12 protein-coding genes are annotated in these 10,414 nt (G+C 33.0%); 10 read left to right on the forward strand and 2 right to left on the reverse strand.

The features are described from left to right. The first annotated feature begins 132 nt into the window (after nucleotides 1–132). The 8 genes from ACE01P_RS20445 (at nucleotide 133) to ACE01P_RS20480 (ending at nucleotide 6,601) form a co-directional block, all read left to right on the forward strand. Complete coding sequence (locus ACE01P_RS20445) at nucleotides 133–957, forward strand: MotA/TolQ/ExbB proton channel family protein (protein ID WP_379700887.1); 825 nt, start codon at nucleotides 133–135, stop codon at nucleotides 955–957. Between the two features lie 42 nt (nucleotides 958–999). Beyond that, nucleotides 1,000–1,611, forward strand: a complete 612-nt coding sequence (locus ACE01P_RS20450) for an ExbD/TolR family protein (RefSeq protein WP_379700888.1) — start codon at nucleotides 1,000–1,002, stop codon at nucleotides 1,609–1,611. A gap of 19 nt (nucleotides 1,612–1,630) precedes the next feature. Further along, nucleotides 1,631–2,188 (forward strand): ExbD/TolR family protein, encoded by a 558-nt coding sequence (locus ACE01P_RS20455; protein WP_379700889.1) that lies wholly within the window; start codon nucleotides 1,631–1,633, stop codon nucleotides 2,186–2,188. A 39-nt stretch (nucleotides 2,189–2,227) separates the two neighbouring features. After that, the gene (locus ACE01P_RS20460) at nucleotides 2,228–3,028 is read left to right on the forward strand and encodes an energy transducer TonB (protein ID WP_379700890.1); all 801 of its coding nucleotides are present in this window, start codon (nucleotides 2,228–2,230) and stop codon (nucleotides 3,026–3,028) included. Next, on the forward strand, nucleotides 3,028–3,258 hold the full coding sequence (locus tag ACE01P_RS20465) for a hypothetical protein (protein WP_111286913.1): 231 nt from the start codon (nucleotides 3,028–3,030) through the stop codon (nucleotides 3,256–3,258). The genes ACE01P_RS20460 and ACE01P_RS20465 overlap by 1 nt, the downstream gene beginning before the upstream one ends. Nucleotides 3,259–3,260: 2 nt before the next feature. Next, complete coding sequence (locus ACE01P_RS20470) at nucleotides 3,261–4,184, forward strand: PstS family phosphate ABC transporter substrate-binding protein (RefSeq protein WP_379700891.1); 924 nt, start codon at nucleotides 3,261–3,263, stop codon at nucleotides 4,182–4,184. A gap of 16 nt (nucleotides 4,185–4,200) precedes the next feature. Further along, nucleotides 4,201–5,868: a tetratricopeptide repeat protein gene (locus ACE01P_RS20475; protein ID WP_379700892.1), complete on the forward strand. Its 1,668-nt coding sequence runs from the start codon at nucleotides 4,201–4,203 to the stop codon at nucleotides 5,866–5,868. Between the two features lie 100 nt (nucleotides 5,869–5,968). Next, entirely contained in the window at nucleotides 5,969–6,601 is a 633-nt protein-coding gene (locus ACE01P_RS20480) for a 7-carboxy-7-deazaguanine synthase QueE (RefSeq protein WP_198855500.1), read from the forward strand. 76 nt (nucleotides 6,602–6,677) lie between these two features. On the opposite strand, the gene ACE01P_RS20485 is transcribed toward ACE01P_RS20480, so the two are convergent. Both ACE01P_RS20485 and ACE01P_RS20490 read right to left on the reverse strand, forming a co-directional pair. Beyond that, entirely contained in the window at nucleotides 6,678–7,223 is a 546-nt protein-coding gene (locus tag ACE01P_RS20485) for a YfiT family bacillithiol transferase (protein ID WP_379700893.1), read from the reverse strand. A 19-nt stretch (nucleotides 7,224–7,242) separates the two neighbouring features. After that, on the reverse strand, nucleotides 7,243–7,950 hold the full coding sequence (locus ACE01P_RS20490) for a class I SAM-dependent methyltransferase (RefSeq protein WP_379700894.1): 708 nt from the start codon (nucleotides 7,948–7,950) through the stop codon (nucleotides 7,243–7,245). A 72-nt stretch (nucleotides 7,951–8,022) separates the two neighbouring features. On the opposite strand from ACE01P_RS20490, the gene ACE01P_RS20495 reads away from it, so the two are divergent. Together ACE01P_RS20495 and ACE01P_RS20500 are read left to right on the forward strand one after the other, a co-directional pair. Beyond that, nucleotides 8,023–8,517, forward strand: a complete 495-nt coding sequence (locus ACE01P_RS20495) for a YkgJ family cysteine cluster protein (RefSeq protein WP_379700896.1) — start codon at nucleotides 8,023–8,025, stop codon at nucleotides 8,515–8,517. 99 nt (nucleotides 8,518–8,616) lie between these two features. Beyond that, nucleotides 8,617–9,852, forward strand: a complete 1,236-nt coding sequence (locus tag ACE01P_RS20500; RefSeq protein WP_379700897.1) for an ABC transporter permease — start codon at nucleotides 8,617–8,619, stop codon at nucleotides 9,850–9,852. The last annotated feature ends 562 nt before the right edge of the window (nucleotides 9,853–10,414 follow it).

The raw sequence follows: 10,414 nt of genomic DNA on the forward strand, positions 1-10,414 counted from the left end.
TTTGAAGTTAAATTTCGGTCAATTAAATTAAAAAAAGTTTTTTTATTTAAACTAAACGTATAAATTTGCTCCTCTACAAGTTAAATATAACTAAAAAATAAAAATTATTTAAAACTATTAAAATTAAAAAAAATGGCAAACGTTAAAGTTAAAAAAGAAAGCACTTCAAATGGGGGAGGAATGATCACTGGAATCATTATTGTTGCGTGTATCTTAGTAGGGGTGTTTATTTGGAAAGTAATCATGGGGGACTCTGCGAACTTCGAAGGAGGTAATCCAGAAACTGGACATCCAATCAATACATTAGGACAAGTTTATAAAGGAGGATTCATTGTACCTGTATTATTAGGTATGTTTTTAATGGTTGTTGTTTTTTCTATTGAAAGATTTATTGTTATCGGTAAAGCTGCTGGAAAAACTAACTTAGATGCATTTATGAAAAATGTACAAGGAAGTATTAAAGAAGGAAACATCGAAGCTGCTATCGCTTCTTGCGACAAACAACAAGGTTCAGTTGCAAACGCAATTAAATCTGCTTTGGTAAAATACCAAGACGTTAAAAAAGAAGGATTCAACAGTGAAGAAGCTTCTGAAGTAATCCACAAAGAAATTGAAGAGGCAACTTCATTAGAAATGCCAATGTTAGAGAAAAACATGACTATTATCTCTACTTTAGTATCTTTAGGTACATTAGGAGGATTATTAGGAACTGTATCTGGTATGATTAAAGCGTTTGGTGCGTTAGCTTCTGCTGGTACTCCTGACCAAGCTGCTCTTGCAACAGGTATCTCTGAGGCACTTATCAACACTGCTACAGGTATCTCTACTTCTATCTTAGCAATTGTTTCTTACAACTTCTTTACTGCTAAAATTGACGATTTAACTTACTCTATCGATGAGGCTGGTACTACAATCGTGAATACTTACAGAAAATTCAGAGGAAGTTTAAGACAATAATTAATTTTTGATATTTATATCAAAAAAATAAAATAAAAGATAATGGCTAAAATAAAAATGAAAAAAAAGTCGACATCGACAGATATGACTGCGATGTGCGATGTAGCGTTCCTTTTGCTAACGTTCTTTATTTTGACCGCTACTGCTAAAGTGCCTGAGGCATTGCCTGTAGATATGCCTGCTTCTGTTGCTATAACTAAATTGCCAGATACTGATTTGGCTATTATTACAGTAGGAAAAGGGAAAGTATTTTTTGACATCAAAGGAAGAGAGCTTCGTAAAAGAACTCTTGAAGGAATGGGTGCAAAATATGGTATTGAATTTTCAGAAGAAGATAAAACCAAATTTGCATTGATGGATGACTTTGGTGTGCCAATTACAGGTCTAAAGCAAATCATTGATATGAAAGCGGCAGACAGAACCAAAGCAAACCAACCTGGAATACCTTTGGATTCTTTAGATAATCAATTAAAAGAATGGCTTCTAATTTCTAGAAGAGCTACAATTGACCTTGATGACAAAGAATTGCAAATTGCAATAAAAGGAGATGCTAAGGAAGAATATCCAAGAATTAGAAAAATTATGGATATCTTACAAGATCAGAAAATCAATTCCTTTAACTTAGTTACAGGTACGAGAGGGAAAGACTTTTAATTAAAAAAAATACACTAAAATGGCTGAATTAAATACCGGCGACGGTGGTGGCGGAAAAGGTGGTAAAGTAAGAAGTAAAAAGCAAAACTCGAAAGTCGATTTAACGGCGATGGTGGATTTGGCATTCTTATTGATCACATTCTTTATGTTAACTACTTCGTTGTCAAAACCTCAATCGATGGATTTATCATTGCCAAATAAAGAGCCAGATGATAAGCCAGTAGAAGATACAAAGGTAGATGAAAATCGTACGATGACAGTAATGTTGGGTGAGAACAATACAATGGTTTACTATATGGGATTATTGGCAACACCAAAAGTAGGGCCTAAAGATATTGCATATGGTAAAGATGGTATCCGTAGAGAATTATTAAAACAAAAGAAAAATGTTTTAGCATATTCTACTGCTTTAGGAAAACCTAAAAACGGTATCATTGTGATCATTAAACCAACGAAGAAATCAAATTACCGTAATTTGGTTGATATCTTGGACGAAATGGCTATCACTGGAGTTGAGACTTATGCAATTGTTCCTGAGTTTACACCTGAAGAAACAAAAGTGATAGATAAAAAATAAGAGCAATCTTAGATTTTATCAACTTAAAAATCAAGAAGTATGAAATTAGATATTATAAAAAATCAGTGGCTTGATATCGTATTCGAAGGGCGTAATAAGATATATGGTGCATACGAGCTGAGAAAATCAAACAGAAAAACAAGTGTGAAATCACTTGTTATTGGTTCTCTTATCTTCAGTGCTGCTATCGCTGCTCCTCTTATTGCGAATCTGTTACCAGAATCTACAGAAGAAGAAGAGGTTAAAGAGGTTAAGATGGCTGCGGTAAAATTACCTCCGAAAAAAGAGGAAATTAAACCTAACACGCCACCGCCACCGCCACCGCCACCAAAAGTGGATCAGGTTAAATTCGTTAAACCTGTGGTTGCAAAAGCGGAAGAAGTAACTGAAGACCCACCAAAAATTGTTGATTTAAAAGACAAAAAAGTTGGTGCTGAGACTATCAAAGGAGATCCAGATGCAGTTTTAACTGTTGATGAGCCAGTTGGTAAAGGACCAGTAGCAGAGGTGGTACAAGAAGATAACACTGTATATAACACAGCTGGTATCGAAGTAAAACCTGATTTCCCAGGAGGTATTGAGAAATTCTACAAATTCGTAGGAAACAACTACAAGACTCCAGAAGAAGAAGGTTTAAAAGGTAAAGTTTACGTTACGTTTGTAGTTGAAAAAGACGGGTCATTAACAGATATCAAAGTTTTAAGAGATATCGGTTATGGTACAGGAGCAGAAGCAATTCGTGTTCTTAAAAAATGTCCAAAATGGACTCCCGGCGAGCAAAATGGTAAAAAAGTTAGGGTATTATACTCTCTTCCTATTACTATTCAATCTGCAGAATAATGTTAAAAGATATGCTTAATAATATTCAGAAGAAATCGCTCAAAGAGCGATTTCTTCTTGTTTTAGGAATACTGTTTTTTTTAATATATCTTGTACTCGGTTTAATGATTATGTTCTGGGAAAAACTCCCACTTAATATGGAACCTAAATATAGATACGCTTTTGGTGGTTTACTAATTGTGTATTCTGGAATAAGATTTTTAAGATTAATTAATTCAAAAGAAGAATAATTATGTTGAAATATAGTAAGGCTTTAGGTTTGATAGTTTTTGTCTTTTTGTTTGCCATGTGTAACCAAAAAAGCAAAAGTGAAACGGAAAAAGAAACCATTTTAAAAGGATCACTAGATGTTACGGTTGACGAAACGGTAAAGCAAATTGTAGACGATCAGGTTGCTGTTTTCGAAGGAACTTACTATGATGCAAAAATTACAGTAAAACCAAAATCGGAAGCTGAAGTGATTAATGATTTGTTAAATCAAAAAGCTAAAGTTGTAATTACAACTCGTGATTTAACTGCTGAAGAAAAAACTCGTTTCGATAAAAGTAAAATTAATCCTAGAGTAACTCCTTTTGCTCATGACGCGATTGCTTTTATTTCAAACAAAAGCAATAATGATACACTTATTGCGTTGAAAAGTGTACTTGATTTTATGCAAGGCAAATCAGATGGTAAAATCAAAGGGTTAGTTTTCGATAATCCTAATTCAAGTACTGTTCGTTACATGAAAGAATTAGCAAAAGTTAATGAAATTCCTAAATCTGGAGTTTTCTCTTTTAAAACGAATAATGAAGTAATAAAATTTGTCTCTGAAAATGACGGAATGGTTGGTATTATTGGTGTCAACTGGCTATATCAGCCAACTCCAGACATGAAAGAAACAATTAAGAAAGTAAATGTTTTGAGTGTACAAGGGTTAAATGGTGGTGGATACTACAGCCCAACACAAAATGACCTTGGAGAAGGAAAATATCCTTTGGCACGTGATTTGTTTATTATCAATTGTCAAGGTTACTCAGGACTAGGAATGGGGTTTGCATCATTCATTGCGGGCGATATTGGACAGCGTATAGTTTTGAAATCTGGATTGCTACCATTCAAAACTCCAGGACGTAAACTAAAGATTAGAAGTGAAATTATAAAAGATAAAGAATAAATTAATTACAATAAAGATGAATAAATTTAAAATTTTAAGTCTTGCATTAGTTGCTTCGGCTACCGCGGCAACAGCGCAAGACATCAACCAAGCAAAGAAGGCAATTGATGCTGAACAATTTGATAAAGCAAAAACTATCCTTAAATCAATCATCAAAGCTAAACCTTCAGACGGGGAAGCAAATTTTGTTTTGGGAAATGTTTATTTAAATCAATCTGTTATCGATTCTGCAAAAATCTATTATAATAATGGATTGCAAGCTTCAGATAAGAAAAACTTAAGCTATATTGGTTTAGGACAATTAGATCTTGATGCAAAAAATTCAGCTGCAGCTCAAGCTAATTTTACTTTGGCTACTAAAGACATGAAGAAAAAAGATGTAAATGAGTTTATTTACATCGCTAGAGCTTACATGAATTCTGAGAATCCAGATTTCAAAAGCGCTACTGAAATTTTGAAAAGAGCTTTATTAGTTGATCCGCAAAATGCACAAGCATTATTAGCAATTGGAGATGCTTATTACGGAGCTAATAACCAAAATGATGCTTATAAAGCATACCGTGATGCTTTTACAGCAGATAACACTTTGTTGAGAGCAAAAATGCAATTAGGAGTTTTATTAAAAGGTGCTAAATCTTACGATGAAGCGATTAGATCTTTTAATGAAGTAATCGCTTTAGATGCTAACTACGGACCAGTTTACAGAGAGCTTGCTGAAACTTATTACAAATGGGCAAGAAACAAACCTTCTACTGCTAAAGTAAACTTGCAAAATGCAATTACAAATTACGAGAAGTATTTAAGTTTGACAGATTACTCTCTTGATTCTAAAATGCGTCATGCAGATTTCTTGATCTTAGTTAAAGATTACAAGCAATTGGAAACTGTTGCAAACAAAATGATTGCTCAAGATAAAGTAAATCCTAGAATTTACAGATATTTAGGATATGCTGCTTACGAAAACGGAAATGTTGATGTAGCTATCAAATCTATCGAAGATTATATCAAAGCTCCAGGAAACAAAGTTATCGGTAGAGATTACTACTACTTAGGATTATCAAAAATTAAAAAAGGAACTGCAGCTGACGGTACAATTGACCAAGCGGCTTTTGATGCAGGTTTAGCTGATATCAAAAAAGCAGTTGAATTAGAGCCTCTAGTAGTTGAAGAATTTGCAGATTTTGGAAAAGAATTATTCGGTAAAAAACAATATACACAAGCAGCTGCTATTTTTGAACTTGGAGCAAGTAATTCTGAGTCTAAAAATTACTTAGATGACAGTGTTTATTATGGAATTTCTTTATACTATGGTAATGCTAGTAAACCAAAAGAAAGCCGTGATGCTGTTGCTTTAGGGAAAGCAGATGCAGCTTTCGATAAAATTTTGACTACTGCTCCTAGTTATGATGAAGCATACTTGTACAAAGCGAGAATCAATTCTTTATTAGACAAAGATGATATGATCATTAAAAACTACGAAGAATACGTTACTAAAATTTCAGCAAAAGGTGCAGAAGAGGTTGCTAAACCTGCTGTAACTAAGAAATTTATTGAAGCTTACAATGGTATTGGTGCTGCTTATGCGAATACTGATAAAGCTAAAGCTATTGAATATTTCAATAAAACTTTAGTATTAGATCCAGCAAATTCATATGCTACACAATCTATTAAGACTTTAAAATAATCTAGATTTTAGAAAATAATTAAAAACCGATAGTTCAAAAAACTATCGGTTTTTTTGTTCCGTATATTATTGACTATCTTTGCACTCTTAAAATATTAAAATGTTACCAAAAGAAATTCAATTAGAAGTAAATAAAGGAGCAATGCTGCCTTTGATGGAAGAATTTTACACCATTCAAGGAGAAGGTTCGCATACAGGACGAGCTGCTTATTTTATTAGAATTGGTGGATGTGATGTAGGATGTCACTGGTGTGATGTGAAAGAAAGCTGGAATGCTGAGCTTCATCCGCCGACAAGTGTGGATTTAATTGTCGAAAATGCTGCAAAATATGCTGATACAGTTGTTGTGACTGGTGGAGAGCCTTTGTCTTGGGATATGACGCTTTTAACAAAGCGATTAAAAGAAAAGAATTTAAAAGTACATATTGAAACTTCTGGAGCTTTTCCGTTATCGGGAACGTGGGATTGGATTTGTCTTTCGCCAAAAAAGAATAAACTGCCAACACAAACTGTGTATGACAATGCTCATGAATTAAAAGTGATTATTTACAATAAACACGATTTTATTTTTGCAGAAGAACAAGCAGAATTAGTAAACGATAATGCAATTTTATTTCTTCAGCCAGAATGGAGTAAAAAAGAAGAAATGACTCCGCTTATTGTTGATTATGTTATGAATAATCCAAAATGGAGAGTTTCATTACAGACTCATAAATATCTTAATATTCCATAAAACAAAAAATCTCTTCAACCGAAGAGATTTTTTTGTTTTTATAAGTATACAATTTGTGTAAAAAGTAAACACTCTGTTATTTCCAGTTTTTATATTTTTTTAAAGTTGTAATGTGTGCTAGATGATGATTTCCATGCCAAGCATACATCCCAATAATCTTTTTGAGTTTGTTTTCTGAATTATCTGCAGGATGTACAAAAGTTTTTTCTAAATCAGATTCAGATAAATTTCTCATTAGATAACCCAATCTAAAATGAAGTCCTTTCAATAAATCTAGAGTTGGCTGAATAGGCATTGTTAAATTATCATGTAATTCAGACCAAAGTGCTTCATCGTAAGCTTTAATAACCGGATTGTTTTCTGTTAGTGTCCATTTAATCCTAATGAAACAATTTATATGGCTTTCTGCACAATGATGGATAACTTGTCTTACAGTCCATCCCTCAGGGCGATAAGGTGTGTCGAGTTGTTCATCAGTTAAATGAACCGTCTCATTTGCTAATTTTTCTGGAAAAGTTTCAATTTCTTTGATTTTTTCAGCAAGATATTCTAATGAATAATTCTCTGGAGCAATAAATTTTCCAATTGGATATTTTAATTTCTCTAAATCTAGTTCTTTCATAAATTTTTTATGGTTTGATTTAAATAGAAAGTCTGGCTAAATAATCATAATGTTCACCCTCAAGAATCAGTTCACAATTTAAGCCATTCGCAATCGCAGCATTTTGAAGTGTATTATAATCCAAATATAACCAATCAAAAGGCTCTTCTTTTTCTCCTTTATAACTAATGTTAAAAACTAGTTCGCCATAATAATCATTTTCAGACGGAATCCATTTTCCTCCATCTTCATCTTCATCAAACATATAAATGATATCAGAACTGTCAATTAAAATTTGTCCGCCTGGATTTAAAAGAGATTTTAATTTAGATAAGTAAGTGTTGCAGTTTTTTAACTGACCAAAAATTCCTGTTCCATTCATTAAAAGTAAAACCGTGTCGAATTTTTCGTCATCAAAATCTAAAATATTTTCAACTTTAGCATTTTTAATTCCGCGAAGGCGACAAGTTTCAATTGCTTTTTCTGAAATATCGATAGCTGTTATCTCTAAATTTCGTTCGTTTTGAAGAGATAAAGCATGACTCCCAGCTCCGCAACCCACGTCTAATATTTTTCCTTTCGCCAATTGCAAAGCTTTTTGCTCAATTTTTGGCATTTCATTATAAGTTCGAAAAAGATATTCAACACTCATTTCGTCTTCTTCAGAAATTGAAGTTTCGGTAATAATGTCTTCTGGTGAATTTTTGGTGTAAAAATCAAATATCGCTTTCCCAAAAAGATCTTTCATTGTTTTAGTTCAAAGTTTAAGGTTTCAAGTTCAAAGTTGTTTAATTTTGCAAATAAATTTTAAAGAGTAAACTTGAAACAGATTTTAAATAACTTAAGTAAGTTAGCCAAAGATAAGCATAACGAGAATAAAAAGTATTTCGATAAGCTTAAAAAGAAACCGCCAAAGAATTTAGATTATATTATGCAAGATTTGCACGATGCTGAATTTAAAAGGACGGATTGCTTGAAGTGCGCTAATTGCTGTAAAACAACTGGGCCGTTATTTACTTTGGCAGATATTGAGCGAATTTCTAAACATTTCAGGCAGAAGCCGCAACAATTCATTGATCAGTATTTACGAATTGACGAGGATAAAGATTATGTTTTGAAAAGCGTTCCTTGTACGTTTTTGGACAACGAAAATTACTGTATGATTTATGATGTTCGTCCAAAAGCCTGTAGAGAATTTCCTCATACTGATCGAAACAAATTTTATCAAATTTCAAACTTAACTTTGAAAAACGTCGAAATTTGTCCAGCAGCATTCAATATCGTCGAAGAAATGAAAAAGAAACTGCCACTATAAATAAAAACTGGTAATTGTTTTCAGGAATATCTTGATTTCCTTTTTTAAGATGTATTTTTGAGAAAGAAATAATTAAACAACATAAAGAAACTTCATAATTTGAATTTAGAATATTTCATAGCCAAAAGACTTATTACTGCGAAAGATTATAAAAGCAGTATCTCGGCGCCTATTATAAAAATTGCTATTTCTGCAATTGCAATCGGAATTATCATGATGATGGTTTCTGTAGCAACTGGAATAGGTTTGCAGAAAAAAATTCGTGAAAAAGTTTCCGCTTTTAATGGTCAGATTGTAATTTCTAATTATGATAATAACAATTCAGAAGTCACAACAGTTCCAATTTCAAAGAAACAAGATTTTTATCCTAAATTTAAATCCGTTCCAGAAGTAAGCCATGTCCAAGCGGTGGCTACCAAAGCTGGGATAATTAGAACAGAAAATGCTTTTGAAGGAATTGTGTTCAAAGGAGTGGGAGCAGATTATGATTGGAACAATATTAAAGAATATATTGTAGAAGGAAAATTGCCAGATTTTACAAAAGCATTAAATGAAGATGTTATTATTTCAAGATTTCTTGCAGATCGCTTAAATTTGAAAATTGGAGATCAATTTAACACCTTTTTTATAAAAGAGGAGCAAGGGAAGCTTCCAAACAGTCGTCGATTTAAAATCGCGGCAATATTTAACTCAGGATTTCAAGATTTTGATGCAACATATATTATTGGAGACATTCGACATATTCAGAGAATTAATAAGTGGAATGAAAATCAAGTTGGAGCATTTGAGATTTTTGTCAAAGATTTTAATGAAATTAAATCAGTTGGAAATAAAATTTACGAAGGAACATCGTCTAATCTTGACACAAAAACTATAATAGATAAATACAGCTATATTTTTGATTGGCTAAAACTATTCGATTTTAATATTATAATCATTTTAGGAGTTATGATTCTAGTCGCTACAATTAATATGGTAGTAGCGCTCTTGGTTCTCATTTTAGAAAGAACTCAAATGATCGGAATTTTAAAATCGATGGGAGCAAATAACTGGTCAGTTCGTAAAATATTTTTATATAACGCCTTTTACCTAATTCTGCGCGGATTGTTTTGGGGAAATTTAATTGGAATTTCAATTCTGTTAATCCAACAACAATTTGGAGTAATTCAGCTAAACCCTGAAAACTATTATGTCAATCAAGCGCCAGTTTATCTCAATTGGATTTATATACTCTTATTAAACCTGCTTACCATCGGTGTTTGTTTCTTGGTACTATTAATTCCGTCATATATAATAACAAAAATATCGCCCGTAAAAGCAATTCGCTTCGACTAAGTAAAAAATAAAATCATAATACCAAACCCGACAGTTTTCCAAAAGCTGTCGGGTTATTTTTTGATATACATATTATATAAGAGTAATTTGTCTGGCAGGGCGGAGCGAGGCCCTTCGAGTTTTGGAATTCGAGATTTGAAGAATTGCAATTTTTGGTTTAGGAGCTTTATCCCGCTATCCGCTGCAATCTTTTCGGGCCGAACCCCGGCCCAAAAAGGATTTCCGCTGCTATCGGGGCTAGGGGATCGGTCTTCGGAAGAGGATTTTCGGGGGGAAAGAAGATTTCGAAAGCATAAAAATGATTAAAAAAGGCGCGGAAAACCTGAAAACTCTGCAAAATGGAGAATGCGAAACAGGCATAAAACAGGAAAAACGGAAATCATTTCAGAAAAATCCCACGCAAACCAAAAAAACATGAAAATGTAAAGGGGACGTTGCCAGCGAGTTAAGAAAAAGTTTTGAAAAAGATTTAAAAAAGGGCGGGGAAAGTGTTGGAAAAGCGGAAAAAGGTTCTACTTTTGCACCCGCAACAGCGAAAACGCTCTTAGAAATTCAGGCAGGC

Source organism: Flavobacterium sp. HJSW_4 (genome assembly GCF_042436695.1).
GTDB lineage: Bacteria > Bacteroidota > Bacteroidia > Flavobacteriales > Flavobacteriaceae > Flavobacterium.

Bases quoted from the DNA above. Each gene is read 5' to 3' on its own strand.
- ACE01P_RS20445 (WP_379700887.1), top strand. From the start codon at position 133: ATGGCAAACGTTAAAGTTAAAAAAGAAAGCACTTCAAATGGGGGAGGA.
- ACE01P_RS20450 (WP_379700888.1), top strand. From the start codon at position 1,000: ATGGCTAAAATAAAAATGAAAAAAAAGTCGACATCGACAGATATGACT.
- ACE01P_RS20455 (WP_379700889.1), top strand. From the start codon at position 1,631: ATGGCTGAATTAAATACCGGCGACGGTGGTGGCGGAAAAGGTGGTAAA.
- ACE01P_RS20460 (WP_379700890.1), top strand. From the start codon at position 2,228: ATGAAATTAGATATTATAAAAAATCAGTGGCTTGATATCGTATTCGAA.
- ACE01P_RS20465 (WP_111286913.1), top strand. From the start codon at position 3,028: ATGTTAAAAGATATGCTTAATAATATTCAGAAGAAATCGCTCAAAGAG.
- ACE01P_RS20470 (WP_379700891.1), top strand. From the start codon at position 3,261: ATGTTGAAATATAGTAAGGCTTTAGGTTTGATAGTTTTTGTCTTTTTG.
- ACE01P_RS20475 (WP_379700892.1), top strand. From the start codon at position 4,201: ATGAATAAATTTAAAATTTTAAGTCTTGCATTAGTTGCTTCGGCTACC.
- ACE01P_RS20480 (WP_198855500.1), top strand. From the start codon at position 5,969: ATGTTACCAAAAGAAATTCAATTAGAAGTAAATAAAGGAGCAATGCTG.
- ACE01P_RS20485 (WP_379700893.1), bottom strand. From the start codon at position 7,223: ATGAAAGAACTAGATTTAGAGAAATTAAAATATCCAATTGGAAAATTT.
- ACE01P_RS20490 (WP_379700894.1), bottom strand. From the start codon at position 7,950: ATGAAAGATCTTTTTGGGAAAGCGATATTTGATTTTTACACCAAAAAT.